22 protein-coding genes are annotated in these 17,488 nt (G+C 67.4%); 3 read left to right on the forward strand and 19 right to left on the reverse strand.

Features of this window, described 5'->3' with window-relative positions:
* The 18 genes from APM_RS03300 to APM_RS03385 all read right to left on the reverse strand — a co-directional run.
* On the reverse strand, window positions 1-476 hold a 476-nt coding region (locus APM_RS03300), incomplete at its 3' end, for a carboxymuconolactone decarboxylase family protein (protein WP_007421937.1).
* A gap of 5 nt (window positions 477-481) precedes the next feature.
* Window positions 482-2,023 (reverse strand): bifunctional phosphoribosylaminoimidazolecarboxamide formyltransferase/IMP cyclohydrolase, encoded by a 1,542-nt coding sequence (gene purH / locus APM_RS03305; RefSeq protein WP_039887659.1) that lies wholly within the window; start codon window positions 2,021-2,023, stop codon window positions 482-484.
* 15 nt (window positions 2,024-2,038) lie between these two features.
* On the reverse strand, window positions 2,039-2,506 hold the full coding sequence (locus APM_RS03310) for a CreA family protein (protein WP_007421939.1): 468 nt from the start codon (window positions 2,504-2,506) through the stop codon (window positions 2,039-2,041).
* An 11-nt stretch (window positions 2,507-2,517) separates the two neighbouring features.
* Window positions 2,518-3,639 carry a glycosyltransferase family 4 protein gene (locus APM_RS03315; protein WP_007421940.1) on the reverse strand — a complete coding sequence of 374 codons (1,122 nt, stop codon included), beginning with the start codon at window positions 3,637-3,639 and terminating at the stop codon, window positions 2,518-2,520.
* A gap of 7 nt (window positions 3,640-3,646) precedes the next feature.
* The gene (galE, locus tag APM_RS03320; protein WP_007421941.1) at window positions 3,647-4,645 is read right to left on the reverse strand and encodes a UDP-glucose 4-epimerase GalE; all 999 of its coding nucleotides are present in this window, start codon (window positions 4,643-4,645) and stop codon (window positions 3,647-3,649) included.
* A 4-nt stretch (window positions 4,646-4,649) separates the two neighbouring features.
* Window positions 4,650-6,224, reverse strand: coding sequence for a heparinase II/III family protein (locus tag APM_RS03325; RefSeq protein ID WP_007421942.1), 1,575 nt, complete (start codon window positions 6,222-6,224; stop codon window positions 4,650-4,652).
* 13 nt (window positions 6,225-6,237) lie between these two features.
* A complete protein-coding gene (rpe, locus tag APM_RS03330) occupies window positions 6,238-6,900 on the reverse strand; it encodes a ribulose-phosphate 3-epimerase (RefSeq protein ID WP_007421943.1) in 663 nt (220 codons plus the stop codon).
* A 73-nt stretch (window positions 6,901-6,973) separates the two neighbouring features.
* Complete coding sequence (locus tag APM_RS03335; protein ID WP_007421944.1) at window positions 6,974-7,459, reverse strand: helix-turn-helix domain-containing protein; 486 nt, start codon at window positions 7,457-7,459, stop codon at window positions 6,974-6,976.
* Window positions 7,460-7,763: 304 nt separating this feature from the next.
* Window positions 7,764-9,293, reverse strand: a complete 1,530-nt coding sequence (gene lnt / locus APM_RS03340) for an apolipoprotein N-acyltransferase (RefSeq protein ID WP_007421945.1) — start codon at window positions 9,291-9,293, stop codon at window positions 7,764-7,766.
* Window positions 9,294-9,304: 11 nt separating this feature from the next.
* Window positions 9,305-10,003 carry an acireductone synthase gene (mtnC, locus tag APM_RS03345; RefSeq protein WP_007421946.1) on the reverse strand — a complete coding sequence of 233 codons (699 nt, stop codon included), beginning with the start codon at window positions 10,001-10,003 and terminating at the stop codon, window positions 9,305-9,307.
* Window positions 10,004-10,019: 16 nt separating this feature from the next.
* Window positions 10,020-10,562 (reverse strand): acireductone dioxygenase, encoded by a 543-nt coding sequence (locus APM_RS03350; RefSeq protein ID WP_011941212.1) that lies wholly within the window; start codon window positions 10,560-10,562, stop codon window positions 10,020-10,022.
* Window positions 10,559-11,200, reverse strand: coding sequence for a methylthioribulose 1-phosphate dehydratase (locus APM_RS03355; protein ID WP_007421948.1), 642 nt, complete (start codon window positions 11,198-11,200; stop codon window positions 10,559-10,561). The genes APM_RS03350 and APM_RS03355 overlap by 4 nt, the downstream gene beginning before the upstream one ends.
* A gap of 16 nt (window positions 11,201-11,216) precedes the next feature.
* Window positions 11,217-11,474, reverse strand: coding sequence for a twin-arginine translocase TatA/TatE family subunit (gene tatA, locus APM_RS03360; protein ID WP_007421949.1), 258 nt, complete (start codon window positions 11,472-11,474; stop codon window positions 11,217-11,219).
* A gap of 10 nt (window positions 11,475-11,484) precedes the next feature.
* Entirely contained in the window at window positions 11,485-11,712 is a 228-nt protein-coding gene (locus APM_RS03365) for a twin-arginine translocase TatA/TatE family subunit (RefSeq protein WP_007421950.1), read from the reverse strand.
* A 253-nt stretch (window positions 11,713-11,965) separates the two neighbouring features.
* Window positions 11,966-12,517: an acetate uptake transporter gene (locus tag APM_RS03370; RefSeq protein WP_007421951.1), complete on the reverse strand. Its 552-nt coding sequence runs from the start codon at window positions 12,515-12,517 to the stop codon at window positions 11,966-11,968.
* A 144-nt stretch (window positions 12,518-12,661) separates the two neighbouring features.
* Complete coding sequence (locus tag APM_RS03375) at window positions 12,662-13,276, reverse strand: ankyrin repeat domain-containing protein (protein WP_007421952.1); 615 nt, start codon at window positions 13,274-13,276, stop codon at window positions 12,662-12,664.
* Between the two features lie 43 nt (window positions 13,277-13,319).
* Complete coding sequence (locus APM_RS03380; protein ID WP_007421953.1) at window positions 13,320-13,841, reverse strand: TspO/MBR family protein; 522 nt, start codon at window positions 13,839-13,841, stop codon at window positions 13,320-13,322.
* A 79-nt stretch (window positions 13,842-13,920) separates the two neighbouring features.
* On the reverse strand, window positions 13,921-14,298 hold the full coding sequence (locus APM_RS03385; protein WP_007421954.1) for a winged helix-turn-helix domain-containing protein: 378 nt from the start codon (window positions 14,296-14,298) through the stop codon (window positions 13,921-13,923).
* A 114-nt stretch (window positions 14,299-14,412) separates the two neighbouring features.
* Between APM_RS03385 and APM_RS03390 the strand changes: the two genes are divergently transcribed.
* Genes APM_RS03390 through APM_RS03400 form a run of 3 tightly spaced genes read left to right on the forward strand, consistent with a single transcriptional unit; the run spans window position 14,413 to window position 16,645 of the window.
* Window positions 14,413-15,327, forward strand: coding sequence for an extracellular solute-binding protein (locus APM_RS03390; RefSeq protein ID WP_007421955.1), 915 nt, complete (start codon window positions 14,413-14,415; stop codon window positions 15,325-15,327).
* 35 nt (window positions 15,328-15,362) lie between these two features.
* Window positions 15,363-16,076: an ABC transporter permease subunit gene (locus APM_RS03395; RefSeq protein WP_013639124.1), complete on the forward strand. Its 714-nt coding sequence runs from the start codon at window positions 15,363-15,365 to the stop codon at window positions 16,074-16,076.
* Between the two features lie 11 nt (window positions 16,077-16,087).
* On the forward strand, window positions 16,088-16,645 hold the full coding sequence (locus APM_RS03400; RefSeq protein ID WP_007421957.1) for a YbhB/YbcL family Raf kinase inhibitor-like protein: 558 nt from the start codon (window positions 16,088-16,090) through the stop codon (window positions 16,643-16,645).
* 19 nt (window positions 16,646-16,664) lie between these two features.
* On the opposite strand, the gene APM_RS03405 is transcribed toward APM_RS03400, so the two are convergent.
* A partial coding sequence (locus APM_RS03405) for an acyl-CoA dehydrogenase C-terminal domain-containing protein (protein ID WP_007421958.1) occupies window positions 16,665-17,488 on the reverse strand: 824 nt, incomplete at its 5' end.

Here is a 17,488-nt window from a genome sequence, read left to right on the forward strand (position 1 = left end):
AGGATCCCTACCAGATCGACGAGGGCTCGGTCGCCCAGCTGGTGGCGGGCAAAGGCGTATGTCTCGTCCGACACCTCGTGCGCAGTGAGTAGCTCCCGGGCGAAATCGTGCACCGCCCTGGCGTCCGGTTCGGCGAAGACGGGCGTTCCGCCCGCCTTGATCGCGGCGATGACCGCCTCGGGTACGCCGGCTTTCGCGGCGATCGGCGCATGGATGTACCATTCGAACCCGGCACGCCAATAAGAGCCCATCACCAGGATCGCGAGTTCCGACAGGCGCGGCGGCAGCGAGGAGCCAAAACGGCAGAAGGCGCCGAGGGCCTGCGCGTTGTTCGCGAGTTCGGCGCTGTGCAGCCACACTGCGAGCGGCCCCTCGACCCGGCCGCGCGGGCCGGACGCGATGGCATCGTGCGCGGCGCGCTGGGCCTCGCTCATCCGGGCGGGGTCGGGCAGGCCAAGGCGGGGTGTGTGGGTCATGGCGATCAATGCCTGAAATGGCGCATGCCGGTGAACACCATGGCAATCCCGGCGGCATCTGCCGCCTCGATCACCTCGTTGTCGCGGATCGAGCCGCCGGGCTGGATCACCGCCGTCGCCCCTGCCTCGATCGCGGCCACAAGACCGTCAGCGAAGGGGAAGAACGCGTCGGACGCGACGACCGAACCCGGAATCTTCTCCCCACCCTTCTGTGCGGCGATGCGCGAGGAATCGACGCGGCTCATCTGCCCCGCGCCGATGCCCGTGGTCGCCCCTGCTTTCGCGTAGATGATCGCATTCGACTTCACATGCTTGGCCACACGGAAGGCGAACAGCAGATCGGCGAACTCGGCGTTGGTCGGCGCGCGCTGGGTGACGACCTTCAGATCGTCGCGGCCAATCCTCCCGGCGTCGCGGGTCTGGGCCAGGAAACCACCGGCAACGCTGCGCCAGGCAAGGCCCGGTTCCGCCGGGTCGGGCAGGCCGCCGGTGAGCAGCAGGCGGAGATTCTTCTTGCGGGCAAGCAGTTCAACCGCGTCAGGTGCGGCGTCCGGCGCGATGATCACCTCGGAGAAGATGCTCGCCATCTTCTCGGCTGCCGCAACATCGAGCGGGCGGTTGACCGCGATGATGCCGCCAAACGCCGAAACCGGGTCGCAGTCCAGCGCGCGGTCCCAGGCCTCGGCAAGATCGGCGCCGAGGGCGACGCCGCACGGATTGGCGTGCTTGACGATCACCACCGCCGGCCGGTCGAACTCGGCGACGCATTCGAAAGCGGCATCGGTGTCGTTGATGTTGTTGTAGGAGAGTTCCTTGCCCTGCAACTGCCGCGCGGTGGCAACGCCGGGGCGGTTGCCGGTGCGATAGAACGCAGCGGACTGGTGCGGGTTCTCGCCGTAGCGCAGCATCTGCTGCCGCGCGCCGGCCAGGGCGAGGTGCGCCGGGAACATCTCGCCGGTCTGCTGCGCGAACCAGGCGGAAATCGCGGCGTCGTAGGCGGCGGTGCGGGCATAGGCGGCGGCGGCGAGGCGGCGGCGCTGCTCCAGCGTCGTTCCGCCGGCGGCTAGCGCCGCGATGAGGTCGTCATACTGCGCCGGGCTAGTGAGAACCGCCACCGAATCGTGGTTCTTCGCCGCCGCGCGGATCAGCGCCGGGCCGCCGATATCGATGTTCTCGACGCAGGTTTCGAAATCCGCGCCCTTCGCGACCGTTTCCTCAAACGGGTAGAGATTGACCGCGAGCAGGTCGATCGGCGGGATGTCGTGCCGCTGCATCTGCGCCAGATGCTCCGGCAGGTCGCGCCGGCCGAGCAGGCCGCCGTGGATCTTGGGCACCAGCGTCTTGACCCGCCCATCCAGCATTTCGGGAACACCCGTGTAATCCGCCACCTCGACAACGGCGATCCCGGCCTCGCGCAGCGCGCGGGCGGAACCGCCGGTCGAGAGGATTTCCACGCCCGCTGCCGCCAGCGCGCGGCCGAGCTCGACCAGCCCAGCCTTGTCGGACACCGAGATGAGGGCCCGTCGGATGTTGACTCTGTCGTTCATGGCAAATCTCGTCTGTCAGTGGCCGGAAACGGGAACGGCGGAGACGGCGTTGGCCGGCGAGCCGTGGATGATTTTCGTGCTGATCAGCAGGTAGACGACCGCCTTGCGATCGGGATCGACCAGGCGATAAAGATTGAAATGCTTGACCAGGAAGGACGCCGAGATCGCGGCGATCTGCTGCTTCGCTGGCAGGCCGGCCGGCAGCGTGACCGGCCCGGTGGCAATGCAGGAGAGGGCAAAGCGCGACGGATCGGTTGCCACACCCAGGCTGCCCTTGACCCCGCCGGTCTTCGCGAAGCTCGCATAGCAGGCGATATCGGGGATCTTCGGATCGTCGAGCCGCTCGACCACCACCTTGTCATTCGCGCCGAGCAGGCGGAAATTCGTCGAGACCGCGCCGATCCGCGTCTCCGCCTGCGCCGTTGCCGCCGCAAACGCCCAGGCCCCGGCCATGATGCCGAGAAGTGCGAGCCGCCTGATCATGCCATCCCCTGTCAAACGTCGTGTCGGATGGCGCGTTCATAGACCGCGAGCGTCGCCGCGCAAACCACCTCGTCGGCGAACAGGGTTTCCGCCCGCGCACGGCCCGCCGCCCCCATGCGGGCCCGCAGCTCGGGATCGGCGACGAGGCGCTCCAGCGCATCGGCCAGCGCCGCCGGATCGCGCGGCGGGACCAGCAGGCCGCTTTCGCCATCGGCCACCGCCTCGCGGCAGCCGACGACATCCGTTGCCACGCAAGGAAGGCCCGACGCCATCGCCTCGAGCAGGAATTTCGGTAATCCCTCGCGATAGAAGGTCGGCAGGCAGGCGATATGGGCGCCGGCGAGCAACGGCGCCATCTCCACTCGGCCCACCCAGGTGATCGCCGGGTCCGCAAGCTCCGCCCGGGTCAGCGAATGGGGGTTTTCCGGGTCGGGCTCGCCGGCGACCACGCATTCCGCCGCGACGCCGCGTTCACGAAGGATCCGGGCGGCGGCGATGAAATCGAGCACGCCCTTCTGGCGGAGGAGGCGCGCGCCGAGCACCACGCGTACCGGCGCCTCGGGCTTCGGCACCGGGTGGAACGCCGCGAGATCGACGCCGGCGCCGCCAATCACCGTGGTGCGTTCGGCCGGAATGGCGCGAACGCGAACGGCGTCAGCGCGGTCCTCCTCGTTCTCGAACACCGCGAGCGCGCCGCGCGCGCCGATCAGCCGGTTCATCGCCGCGCGCACCACGGGACGCAGCAGGCGCGCCTTGAGTTGATCCGAGCTGAACACGTAGCCGAGGCCGACCGGCGCATTGATCACAGCTGGCACGCCGGCGAGCCCCGCGGCGACGCTGCCGAGGACGATCGGCTTGAGCGCGATATGATGCGCGAGATCGGGCGCGAGGGCCCGGTAATGGCCGGCGATCGAGCGCAGCAGGCGGAACTCGGCCAGGGGATTGAGGCGGGCGCGGCGGAAATCGACGTCGATCACCTCGAAACCCTCGGCGCGTAGCGCATCGGCGGCCCGGCCGGCGCGGGTGAGGATGGTGACGCGCCAGCCCGCCGCCCGCGCGGCCAGGGCACGAACCCGGAAATGCGATGCGAAGAACCAGTCTTCCCCGATGAGGAAGACGACGTGGCGGCTCATCGCGGGCTCAGTGCCGGCTCTGCCAGCGCCAGGCGTCGCGGCACATGTCCTGCACGCCGCGGCTGGCGCGCCAGCCGAGCAGGCTGGCGGCCAGGCCGGGATCGGCATAGCAGGCGGCGACATCGCCGGGCCGGCGCGGGCCGACCTGATAGGGAACGTCGATCCCCGTCGCCGCCTTGAAGGCATGCACGAGGTCGAGCACGGAATAGCCGGTGCCGGTGCCGAGATTGACGGTGAAGCCGCCATCCTGCGCGAGGATGCGATCGACCGCGGCGGCATGGGCCTCGGCGAGGTCCATCACGTGGATGAAGTCGCGCACGCCGGTGCCGTCATGCGTCGGGTAATCGTTGCCGAACACGGTCAGGTATGGCCGCTGCCCGGCCGCGACCTGGCAGAGGTAGGGCATCAGATTGGCGGGAACTCCACGCGGATTCTCGCCGATCAGGCCGGAGGGATGCGCGCCGACCGGGTTGAAATAGCGCAGGATCGCCGAGGCGGCGAGCACGCCGGTGCGCGAGAGATCCTCGATCATCCCCTCCATCACCATCTTGGTGCGGCCATAGACATTGGTGACGCGCAGGGAGGCGGTTTCGGAAATCGGGCAGGTGTCCGGCTCGCCATAGACGGTGGCCGAAGAGGAAAACACCAGCCGGCCGACCCCGGCATCGCGCATCGCGGCGAGCAGGCGGATCGTGCCGAGGATGTTGACGTCGAAATAGAGCAGCGGGTCGGCCTCGCTCTCGCCGACCGCCTTCTTCGCCGCGAAATGCACGACAGCATCGACGGGGAAGGCGGCGAAGGCGGCGCGCATGGCCTCGGGATCGCGGATATCCGCCTCGATCACCGGCATGGCGATGCCGGTGATCTGGCGCAGCCGGTCCGGCACATCGCGCGCGGCGTTGGAGAAATCGTCGAGCAGGACGATGTCGTAGCCGCGTTCGAGCAACACGACGGCGGTATGCGAGCCGATGAAGCCGGCCCCGCCGGTGAGCATGATGCGCGCCATGAAATCAGCCCATCCTGGTCAGCGCCCATTTCACCTGTTGCGGACCGTCGGGCGTTCCGGTCAGCACGATCTGCTCGGCGCGGCGCGGCTCGGGTCCGCCGAAATAGATGCTGTCCTCGATGCTCAGCGTGGCGCCGCCGGCACGCAGGCGCCAGCCCTGGCCCGAGGACAGGCGCAACAATGCCCCCTCCCCGTCCTGCTGGATGCTCGCCGTCACGTTCGGGTGCAGGTGAAAGCGCAGGGTGAAGGGCTGCGGCTGGTCGGCCTCGATACTGTCCTCGCCGCGCAGATCGTCGCCGCTCTCCGCGAGATAGAGGCGGCGGCGATGCACCGCGCCGAACAGTTTCTGCCAGCCGTCATGGCTCGCCTCCAGCCAGTGGGCGCCGTTCGCCTCCTGGCGCTGCACCTCGACATGGGCGGGACGGCGGCCGAGTCCCTCGTCACGCAATTCGGACGAGGACACGTCGGCGACGACGAGCGTCGAATGGGCGGCGGTGTTGCGCAGGGCGTCGCGCCACTCGCCCGACGCCGCGGGGGCGGCGCCGCAATTCACGATCAGCCGGTCGCGCCCGACCGAGAATTCGAAGGAGAGCGTGCCGGCATGGGCAAAGCGGTCGATGCCCGGCCCCGGCGGCGGCCCCGCATCGACAAGGACGAGTGACCGGCCGGCGGCAAGCCGGTGAAACCCCACGCCGGCCAGGGCCGAGGCGCTGCGGCCGGTGCGCCCGGCCTGGCTCAGCACGAGGTCGATCAGGTTGGGCCAGTCCTCGCTGGTGCCGTTGAAGAGGGCGAGGCCGCCATCGCCATGCCGCAGCGCCCGCAGCCCGACCGCCATCCGCTCGATGGCGCCGGGAAGCTGCGGCGGCACTTCGGCGCGCGCGAGTTGCAGCAACGCGCGGATTTCGGTCAGGTCCTGCAGCACGGCAAAGTGGGCGGCGGGGCTGCGCTCGACATGCGCGCCGTCGGGCAGGATCTGCCGCTCGATCTCCGGCACGAGGAAGCGCAGGGCCCGCTGCATGAACGCTCCGTGCTCGGGCAGCGCGACCGCCGCGGCGATCAGTCCCTTGATCGCGGTGAAGGCACGGCCGTCGCGCACCTCGGCGGGGAGGTTGGCCGAGAGCATCCTCGCATCGGCGACGAGGCGGGCCATCAGCATCTGCCGGAAGTCGTCATCCGCCGAGGCGGCGAAGAAATCGTAATGGCCGAGCCACGCCGCGATGCGCGCGCCGGAAACCTCGGGGGCCGAGGCCACCGGCGGGAGGGCTTCACAATCGATCCAGTCGGCGATCAGGGCCCGCGCGCGGCTGCGGGCAGCGTCGGTGCCGAGTGCCCGCAAATCGCGCAGCCACACGAAACCCTGGATATGGGCGATGAAAACCGGCGAGCCGTCGTTCTCGTGAAAGAGGCCGGGCCGGAGCGGCCGTACGACGTTCTGGTATTCGATTTCCCCCTTGATGATGCGCGCGCCGCGGGCAGGCTCGCCGGGCCAGGGATCTCGCAGGGCGACCGAAGGGGCATCGGGAACGTTGCCACCGCGGAGGGCGGCGAGCCGGGCAACCCATTGTCTCGCGCCGCGCATCATTCCCTCCGCTTCAATCGCCCGTTCCTAGCGCGGCGATGGCCGCGGCATAGTCCGGCTTGCCGAAGATCGCGCTGCCGGCAATGAGGACATCGGCGCCTGCTTCGAGCGCGCGAGGCGCCGAGGCGGCATCGATGCCGCCATCCGTCTCGATGCGGATGTCGCGCCCGGCTTCAGTGACCATGCGGCGCAGTTCGGCGATCTTGGGCAACTGGCCGGCGAGGAACGACTGGCCGCCGAAGCCGGGATTGACGGTCATCACGTTGATGATGTCGATGAGGTCGAGCACATGCCGCACCGCCTCGGCCGGGGTCGCGGGGTTGATGGCGACGCCGGCCTTCAGGCCGAGGGCGCGGATCGTCTGCAGCGAGCGGTGCAAATGCGGCCCGGCCTCGGCATGGACAGTGATGTGATCCGCGCCGGCCTTCGCGAAATCGGCCAGATACGGATCGGCCGGGGCGATCATCAGGTGAACGTCGAAGGCGAGGCGCGTGTGCGGACGGAGCGCATTGAGAACCAGCGCGCCGAAACTGATGTTCGGCACGAAATGACCGTCCATCACGTCGAGATGAAGCCAGTGCGCCCCGGCACGCTCCACCGCGGCGACCTCTTCGCGAAGGCGTCCGAAATCGGCGGCAAGCAGGCTGGGGGCGATGATCGGCGACGGGCGGGACATTGCACTCATGAGTGGCAATGTAGCGAAGAGACTCGCGCCTTCACAAGCGCACGCGCCGCCACCGGGGGCCGGTTCATTCGGTGGGGAAGGAATCGGCCGGGGCCAGCGACTTGATCAGGTCGAACATGCGCTTGCGCACGGTGGGCTCGGTGATCCGGTAATAGGCGCGCACCAGTTCGAGCGTCTCGCGCTTGGTCATGTGATCGTCGAGGCCGACGCCGAACGGCTCCTGCGCCTCGGACAGCCCGTTGCTGCGCCCGCGCGGGCCGGACATCGGCATTTCGTTCATCCCCTCCGGCATGTCGTCGAAGAAGAAGCTGATCGGCACATCGAGCACGCGGGAAATATCGAACAGGCGGGACGCACCGACCCGGTTCACCCCGCGCTCGTATTTCTGCACCTGCTGGAAGGTCAGGCCGAGCGCATCGCCGAGCTTTTCCTGCGACATCCCGAGCAGCGTGCGCCGGAGCCGGATTCGCGACCCGACATGCACGTCGATCGGGCTGGGCCGGCCATCCCGGTCGCTGCGGTCGTTCGAGGCGCCACCGTTTGCATTCATGTCTCATTCCTCAGCGACATCAACCGGCACCGCCCCCGGGCACAAGGCAGGGCGGACATGATGACCGACGCCGCCGTGCATCATTTTCGCCGCTGTCGGGTTTGATGACCGATCTCAGAGCGCAGGGCCGTCTCATAAGATTGGCCAAATCCGGTTAAAGTACAAAAATTAAGAAAAACTCTGATTTTCGGAACTTCGCTACCAGAGGTCGGCGGCACGTCCCTACAACCACTATCTACAATAGTGGCCACGCCTCAATTACACAAGCTCGAATTATTTTTAAGACGCGTTTACGAACCGTCACTTACATCAAGGTTATTGAAACAATCAAGCACACAACACCCAAAACCATCGTGTAAAAGCCAAGAATGCCCGACATGGTCACGCTGAACCGGCCGAAGGGTGTGACAGGAAGCGCAACCGGAAGTTTACCAATCAGAATCCCGGCGCGGTCGAGCCCGAGCGTGCCCGCGACCCGGCCATGCGGGCCGATCACCGCGGAAATGCCGGAATTGGTGTCCACGACGATCGGAAGCCCCTCCTCCACCGCCCGCAGGCGGGTGGTTGCAAAATCCTGGTACGGGCCGGTTGTGTCACCGAACCAGGCGTTGTCGCTGATGTTCAGCAACCAGGCGGGACGATCCTTGGGATCCGTGATGATGCCCGGGAAGATCGACTCGTAGCAAATCAGCGGTCCGACCGATGGAATGCCGGGCACATGCAATGTGCGCGGACCAGGGCCCGGCGTGAATCCGCCGCCGGGCGTGACCTTTAGCGGAATCCAGGCTGGCGTGTACTCGCCGAATGGCACCAGCTTCCACTTGTCATACCACGCTACGGCCGGCCCTTTTCCTTCCACGGCGACCAGCGAGTTGCGCATGCTGCCATCAGCCGCCAGGCGGAACGAGCCGGCAAGGACGGGCGTGTTGCCGGCCACGGCCGCAATCGCGGCGCGCGCCGCGGCGTCGGTCTGCAGCAGAGCGGGGCTCGCCGTCTCGGGCCAGACGACGATGTTCGGTCCCTTGCCCGCCTTGTCCAAGGCTTCGCGGGTCAGCGCAAGGTCACGCCGCCAGCGGGCCTGCAGGGCGGGCTGGGTGAAGCTTCCCGGGACCGCGAAATCGGGCTGGAGCAATGCAACGGTGTATCTGGTCAGCGGCGCGGGGCCCGCAGAGGTGCGCGCGAAGCCGAAGCCGGCCCAGAGAGCCAGCAGCACCGCACTCGCCGCCCAGCCGCGCCGTCCGAGCAGCGGCAGCCCGGCGGTGAGCGCCGTCAGCAGGGTCAGGAGAAAAATGCCGCCGATCGCGGCGGGCTGGATCATCGCAAGGCCCAGCCTGCCGGCAAAAGCCCAGTCGGCTCCCCAATAGTTCCAGGGGAACCCGGTGAACAGGAATTCCTGCGCAAGATTGGATAGCACCAGCGCCCCCGCGAAGAGCAGCACGGCAGCGAGGCGGCCCGCCTGGTTGCGTTGCGGCACGGCAAAGACGGCAAGGGCCGGCAGGATCATGTAGAACGCGGTTGCGAAAGCGAGCGCCGGCGCGGCAAAGGGCACCGCCCACCAGAAATTCGATGCCATGATCAGCATCGGCTCGGTCACCCAAAACAGGCCGAGCAGGTTGAAGCCGAAGCCGAAGCACCAGCCGAGCCAGGCGGCGCGGCGCCAGCCGCCGGCACGGGCGAGACGGGTCAGGAGCGCCGGCACGACGAACCAGAGCACCGGCAGGAGGTAGAATGGCGGCAGCGCAACAGCGGCGAGCAGGCCCAGAGCAAAGCATTGCCAAGCCTCACCGCGCAGCCGCCTCGGCACGCGGGCGGCGAGTTGGTCGATCGGGCTCATCTACACGGCTCCTAGGCGGGGTCGGGACGGTCGAAGGCGGCGGCCACCGCGGCAAGATCGGGCGCGGTCGGGTAATCGGCCGACGCGATCGTGCCATCCTCGGGGCGAACGATCTGGCAGACCTGGATGCCGGCGGTCGCGGCGGCGGCAAGTTCGTCCGCGACATCCGAGAGAAACAGCACGTGAGCGGGCGCCACGGCCATGGACCGGGCGATGGCCGCATAGCTGGCGGCATCGCGCTTGCCGCCCATCCGCGTGTCGAAAAACCGCTCGAACAGCGCGGTCAGGCCACCATCCGGCGTGTGGCCGAGCAACAACCTCTGCGCCTCCTCGGACCCCGAGGAATAGATGGCGAGCCGGAGTCCGCTGCCGTGCCAGGCGCGCAGAACGGGCGCGACATCCGGGTAGAGACGGCTGGTCAGCGCTCCCTCGGCAAAACCTTCGGCCCAGATCCGCCCCTGGATCAGTTTCAGCGGGCCGACCTTGGCATCGCGGTCCATCAGCGCGAGCAGTGTTTCCACTGGCGGCGCACCCGGCGCGATGGCGTCGAGTTCGGCCAGCGCCGCCGCGATCTCGGGCTCGTCGCCATGTGCCGCAACGAAACCGGCAAGCCGCGCGCGCGCATAGGGGAACAGCACATCATGGACAAAGCTGATCGGGGCGATCGTGCCCTCGATGTCGAGGAGCACGAGTTCGGGCCTTGTGGTCACGGTGAGAATGGCCGGTTCAGGCGGCAACCGGAAAGCGGGCGCTGATCTGGTCGCCGGTGAAATGCGCGACCCAGCCGGAGGTGTCGGTGAAAATCCGAAGCGCGATGAAGTCCGGCGTGGAACCGGCATCAAACCAGTGGCGGGTGTTGGCGGGGACCGAGATCAGATCGCCCTCGGTGCAGTATGCGTCGTAGACCTTGCCGTCGAGGTGCATGACGAAATGGCCGGAGCCGCGCACGAAGAAGCGGACTTCATCCTCGGTGTGGATGTGCTCGTTGAGGAACTTCTCCCGAAGGGTGCCGGCCTGCGGGTGGTCCGGCGTCATCTTGATGACGTCGGCCGAGCCGGCGCCGGTTTCGCCCATCAGCCGATCGAGATACGGGCGATACGCCTCAAGGATTTCCTCGGGCGAGGCGTCCGCCGCGATGGCGACGGGGCTTTCCCACCGCTCGAAGCGCACACCGATGGACTTGAGTTCAGCCGCCATCCGCGCCGCGTCCGACGTGGCAACCAGGGGCGCATCGGGGTTCGCGTCGTCGAAAATCCGCAGCGTGCTCATCTCATCCGTCTCCGTTCGCATTCGCAGGACAGCAGGAACTCCAGGGCTTCGAGCCGCCAGAAACAGCGCTCGACATCCTCGCCCCAGGCGTAGATGCCGTGGCCACGCAGGACATACCCGATCGGCGGCGCCGCGAAGGCGGGCGCGATTGCCGCGGCAAGCCGACGCATGTCCTGGTCGTTATCGAAAACCGGCAGGACGATCCGGGTCTCGTGGGTCGCAATGCCCGGGAAAGCCTTCAGGATCTCGTAGCCTTCAAGAACGATCCCTGGGGAATTGTCCGCGAGGGTGAGAGCGGTTGCGGCGACCGAATGGCCATGCAGCACCGCCCCGGCCGCCGGGAGCCGCTCGTAAACCTGGCAATGCAGCTGGGTTTCGGCGCTGGGCCGGTCGCCGGCGCGAAGCGGCGTGCCGTCGAGCCAGACTTCGATGATGTCGGCGGCTTCGAGCCGTCCCTTGTGAACGCCACTGCGGGTGATCGCGATGCTGTCGGCGGTGCATCGTGCCGAGAGATTGCCGGCGGACGCGGGCACCCAACCCCTGGCATCCATCCGCGCCCCGATGGCGACCAGTTCACGCGCGCGGGACGCGAGGACATCGCCGGCTTCGGCCGGCCCGGCGGCCAGGGTCACCGTCATGCCTGTGCGGTTCCGGTCAGTGCCGCGCGGTATCGGCCGGCTCGGGGGCCTTTTCGGCCGCCGGCGCGGACGAGTCGGCGATCCGGTTCTGGACGTCAGGCTCGGACTTCGCGGCCGGGGCGGGCTTCGCCGAATCGGCGTCGCTCATGTTCTGCTTGAAGGCCTTGATGCCCTTGCCGAGCTCGCCCATCAGGTTGCCGACGCGCGACCCGCCGAACAGGAGCGCGATGACGGCGATGACGATCAGCCAGTGAACGGGCGAATCGAATCCCATGTCCCGCGCCTCAGACCTTGCCCTGCCCGGCCTTCTGGCCGGCATTGGCCTCCGGCGCGCGGGTCTGCTGCTCCAGCATCGAGGCATCCTTCGCCGGCTGGTCATCGGCGATGTTGTTCTTGAACGCCTTCATGCCCTTGCCGAGCTCACCCATCAGGTTGCCGACCCGGCCCGTTCCGAACAGGAGCAGCACGACCGCCAGGACGATCAGCCAGTGCCAGATGCTCAAACCACCCATAATCCGTATCCTTCCTCGCTATGGCGATCCCCGCCAAGGGACTGGTTCCATCGGATCAGAACGATCAATGGCGGACGACAGATCGGTGGAGATCTCTCGCCCGGAGCTATCGATACCCGTCCAGTTTATGAATACTCCAAACGTCCTGCCGCGCCAATGGCCGTGAAGTCACCGATTCGTGGTCAGTCGAGCAGATACGAAAAGCGGAGCCGGCTTGCGCCGGCTCCGCTGACAGGGCCAAGGATGTCGATCGTCAGGCCTTGGCGCCGATCGGCAGGATTTCCTTGCCATGCGCGCCATTGATGATGCCTGCCGCACCGAGATAGAAGGCGAGTACCGCGGTGACGAGGCCCAGATAGCCGCCGAACTCGCCCAGCGCCGCCGCACCGAGCAGGTCGTTCAGCGCGAGCAGGATGAAGGTCGCGGTCAAAAAGCCGAAGATCAGCTGCAGGGCCTTGTTCAGCGCGAAAGTGCCGATGAACATCACGAAGCTGAAGGCGCCCCAGACCAGCAGGTACCAGCCGACCATCACCCCCGGCACGCCCTTGGCGAAGATTTCGACGAACAGCGCGAAGGACCACCAGAAAGCCCCGTACGAGCAGAACGCCACGAAGCCGAAGGTATTGCCCACTTTCATCTCGCCGAGGCCGGCCACGAACTGGGCCGAGCCGCCAAAGGCGAAGGCCATGGCGAGGACCATGCCAAGACCGGCTCCGGGGAGAAGCCCGGCATTGATCATCGACAATAGCCATGTGGTAAGCGCAAAACCGAACAGGCCCAGAGGCGCCGGGTTGAAGGTGTTCATGTCATCTCCCTAAAAATTATTGCACTCGCCGTCATTGAGCGGATGCATGCATCATCGTGCATAGCTCCCCCAAGCCGATTAACAGCTTTTCACGAGCGCGTAAACGAAACGTGCCCGCGATGTAACGGGATATGACGGATCAGATCAGTTGCTGCCGCCGAAGCCGAGGAACCCGGCACTCGGATCCGGCCGGCCAGGATCCCCGGAAATGGTCAGGGGCCTGACGGCGGGCTTTGCTTCAACCTTGTGAAAAGGCGGAGATTTCGCATGCGCCGAACCTTTGCTCGTCGTCGGCGGGACTGCGGCCACCGGCGCGGAGGCGACGGAAACGCTCATCGGATGCTCCTCGGCCCGCGCCGAGAGCAGCATGAAGGTGATGCGGTTTCGATTCAGCTCAACCGAAAGTTCGATCGGCGTTTCGCCGAGGGCGTTCCGGGCATCGAGATTGGCGCCACGGCTGACCGCTGCGCGGGCCTGCGCATAGTCGCCATGGTTGATCGCCTTGAACAGCAGCGTGGTCGGGTCGCCGCCGGTATCGGTCACCGGGCCGGCGGAAACATTACCCGCCGCCGATGCGCCCGGAAGAGCCGGCGGCGCGATCGATTGGGATTCATGGCGGGGCTGAGGGACGCCGCCGATCGGACCGAGACCGCCGGCAAGGCCGCCACCGGCCATCTGCGCCTTGGCAGGCGCGGCGAAACCAAGCCCTGCCATCAGAACGGCAAGTGCGGCTAGATGAAGCTGAGAACGATAGGTCATGGCGGGCGTGGTTCCCTCGCGGTCAGGCCGACGGTCTAGCCGATCATCGGTTGAGAAACCAGAAGCCGGCGTTCAGATAGGTCGCATACAGACACCAGGCGAGATAGGGCACCATCAATGCGGCGGCAATTCGGCTGACCGGACGAAAGACGGCAATGGTCATGACGATCAGGCCGTCGAGCACGAGTATTACGAAAAACGAGATATCCGGCCGATGAAGGGCGAAAAAGACGGGCGACCAGAGCGCGTTGGCGGCAAGCTGCCAGCCCCAGAGACGTAGTGCGCGACGCTGGCGGGTCAGGATGTCCGGGCCACGCCAGATCAGCCAGGCGGCGACCGCCATGGCGATGTAGAGCAGCGTCCATACCGGGCCGAACACCCAATCGGGTGGCGTGCCCGGGGGATGCGGCAGGACATCGTACCAGCTGTGCACATTGGGCACTGTGGCCGTGCCGCCGACCGCACCAACCAGAAGCGCCAGCGCGAGAAACCCCAGCAGCGCCAGGATCTGGGCGCCGGAGGTACGGTGCTGTTCGGGGCGTTCGGGCAGGCGGAAGACACGCACTCCTTTCCGATGAAAGTTTAGGTAAATCCCGGCCGGGTGAAAAGGGACCCGATCGAGATTTCCGGCCGGCTACGTATGCTTAACGGTCTTGCGAGAGCGGCGCCCGAGCCTCGGCAAGGATGGCCAATGCTGCGGCGCCACCGGCGCGCGACGCGGCCTCAAGCGCGCGATAGGCCGCCAGAACGGCGTCACCAAGCTCCGTGAGCTGGGCTCCGCCGCCCGCCACCCCCCCCTTTGCTGCGAGGATCAACGGGGCATGGAAGGTGGAGTTCATCGACTCGGCTAGTTGCCAGGCACGCTTGTAGCTCATCCCCATGCGCCGTCCGGCGGCGGCGATCGACCCGGTTTCCCGGATGAAGGCGAGAAGGTCCGCCCTACCGGGGCCGAGGAGAAGATCCTCACCCTGCACCACCCGGATGCGGAGTGTGAGCGGTTCGGTCTTTCCGTGCGTCTGCATCGCCCGACTTCACCACGAAAACTGCCGCGTGCCGATATGGCGGATTGACGATATCGCTTAATGAACATATCGATAGTCCGAATTCTGGAATTACGTCCCCAAAGGAAGCAGCACATGGCGATTTCCCGACGCGCATTCACCCGGCTCGCGGGCGCGGCCGCGCTGGCGCCGGTCACCGGCCGCGCCGCGGGGCGCGCGGCAACCATCGCCTATGCGGGTTCGATGGGGCTGCTGATGGACCGGGCGCTCGGGCCCGCCTTCACGGCTGAGACCAGCGAGCGGTTTCACGGCATCGGGCGGGGCGCGTTCGGCCTCGCCCACCTCATCGCCGCGAAGACGCTGCAGGCTGACGCCTTCATTTCGATCACGAGCGGGCCGATCGAGGTGCTGCAAAAGGCCGGGCTGGTCGGGCATGCGGTGCCGGTGGCGAGCACGGCGATGGTGCTGGCCTGGTCGCCCCACTCGCGCTTCCGCAAGGATTTCGAGGCGGCCGATGCCGGAGCGCACTGGTTCGACATCCTCGAAAAGCCCGGCCTGCACTTCGGCCGCACCGACCCGCGCACCGACCCGCAGGGCCGCAACGTGCTGTTCACCTTCGATCTCGCCCAGCGCTACTATCACAAGCCGGACCTGATCCGGCGCGTGCTCGGCAGGCCGGTGAACCCCGCGCAGATCTTCCCCGAACCATCGCTTCTCTCGCGAATCGACAGCGGCGCGGTGGATGCCACGATCGGCTACGAAAGCGGCGTGAAGTCGCTCAAGCTGCCGTTCCTCGCACTGCCCCGGCAGATCAACCTCAGCGATCCGGCGATGGTGGCGGACTGGTATTCCCGCGCCGCGATCTCGCTGACGGTAAAGGGCCGCAGGCAGACCTTGCACACGCAGCCACTCGTCTTCTATGCGTGCGTGCCGCGCAACGCCCGGAACCCGGAGGCGGGACGGGCCTTCGTTTCACTGCTGCAAAGCCGCAAGGGACAGGAACTGTTCGCACGATACGGCTACAACCCGCCGCTGGGCGGGCCGGTCTGACCGGAGCACGCCTCGGGGCCCTGCTGCGCGGCTTGGTGCTGCTGCTGCTCGCTTGCCCCTTCGCTGGTCTGTTCATCATGACCGACTGGCGCAAATTCGCCCTGTCCAGCGCGGATGGCAGATCGGTGGCGATTTCGCTGGCCTACGGGCTGGCGGCCCTGGCCGTGATTGCGGTGCTGGGAACGCCACTCGCCTACTGGCTGGCAACCGGCAAGGGACGGATGCGCGACGGGGCGCAAGTCTTCCTGCTGCTGCCGCTGCTTACCCCGCCGCTCGCGCTCGGCATCCTGCTCGCCGCATTCTACGGCCCGATCGGCCCGGTCGGCATCCTACTCGAACGGTTCGGCGGGATCATCACCAACAATCCGCCGGCGCTGCTGATCGCGGGGATCTATGCCGGCCTGCCGACCTATGTGGTCGCGGCACGCGGCGCGTTCGCCGAGATACCCGCCGAACTGGCCGAATCTGCGCTGACCCTCGGCGTCTCCCGCCGGCAGATCTTCCGCCACATCACCCTGCCGATGGCGCGCGACGGGCTCGGCGCCGCCCTCGCGCTGGCCTGGGTGCGCGGGGTGGGCGAACTCGGCATCGTGCTGATCTTCGCCTACTTCCCGCAGGGCATGCCGGTGCGCCTGTGGGTGGATCTTGAAGACGGCGGGCTTTCGGCCACATTCCCGTTGCTCTGGCTGTTCCTGCTCGCCGCCCTGCCGTTGCCGCTCTGGCTACTGCGGCGGGGCTCGAAACGCTGAGGATGATGCCGATGAAACGGCCGGTTTCGTTCGCACTGGCGCTGATGGCCCTGGCCGGAACGGCGCGCGCCAGCGGATTTTCCCTGCGATCGGGCGCGTTTCGCGATGGCGGAACCATCGCGGCCGCCCAGGTCTTCAACCGCTTCGGCTGCACTGGCGACGATGTCAGCCCCGCCCTCGCCTGGAGCGGCGCGCCAGCGGGCACGCGGAGCTACGCCGTCACGCTGTTCGATTCCGATGCCCGGCAGGGCAAAGGCTACTGGCACTGGATCGTGGCGGATATTCCGGCGCGCGTCACTTCATTGCCGGCGGGTTCCGGGAGCCGGGGCGGCGCGCTGCCGCGCGGCGCGGTTCAGGGCATCGGCAGCGGCAACATTCATGGCTACCAGGGGCCCTGCCCGCCGGTCGGCGATCCGCCGCATCACTATCATCTGACAGTCTACGCGCTGCGGGTTAACCGGCTGCCGGCGGCGGCCCTGGCGTCCTATGGCGCGCTCCGCCGGGCGCTGGCGCGGGACGCGCTGGCCAGCGCCACGATAACGGGGCTTTATGGCCGCCCGGCCAGGTGACCGGGCGGCAGCGAGCCGATCAGAACGCGGCGTCCTCGAATTCCATCATGGTCGCAGCGCCCGACCGGATCGCGGCGAGCAGCGCGCCGGTCTGCGGCAGGAGGCGTTCCATGAAGAATTTCGCGGTCTGCACCTTGGCGCGGTAGAACTGCGCGGCCTCGCCCTCCTCCCCGGCCTTGGGGGCAGCCACCGCGACCATGCGGGCCCAGACGAAGGCGAGTGACGCGAGGCCGAACAGGCGGAGATAGTCGACCGACGCCGCCCCCACCTCGTCGCGATTGGTCATCGCACCTTCCATGATGAGGCCAGTCGCTTCCTGCACATGCTCCAGCGCCTGCGACAGCGCGGGCAGGAACTCGGCGAGGGCGTCGTTATCCTGATGCGCGTCGATAAATTCGAGGACCGGATCGAGGAAACGGGTCAGCAGTCTCCCGCCATCCTGCGGCAGCTTGCGGCCGACGAGGTCGAGCGCCTGGATGCCGTTGGTCCCCTCGTAGAGCATCGCGATCCGCGCATCGCGCACATACTGCTCGATGCCGTGATCGCGGATATAGCCATGGCCGCCATAGGTCTGCACCGCGAGCGAGGCGATCTCGAAACCGAGATCGGTGAACATCGCCTTGACCACCGGCGTCATCAGCGAGGCGAAATCGTCGGCCGCCTGCTGCGCATCACCGTCATCAGACTTCTCGAGGATTTCCAGCTCGCGCGCGACCCAGCCGGCCAGCGCCCGGCAGCCCTCGATATAGGCGCGGCTGGTCAGCAGCATCCGCCGCACATCGGGGTGGACGAGGATCGGGTCCGCCTGCTTCTCCGGCGCCTTGGTGCCGGTGAGCGAGCGGC

The sequence above is a fragment of the Acidiphilium sp. PM genome, from assembly GCF_000219295.1.
GTDB classification, from domain to species: domain Bacteria; phylum Pseudomonadota; class Alphaproteobacteria; order Acetobacterales; family Acetobacteraceae; genus Acidiphilium; species Acidiphilium multivorum.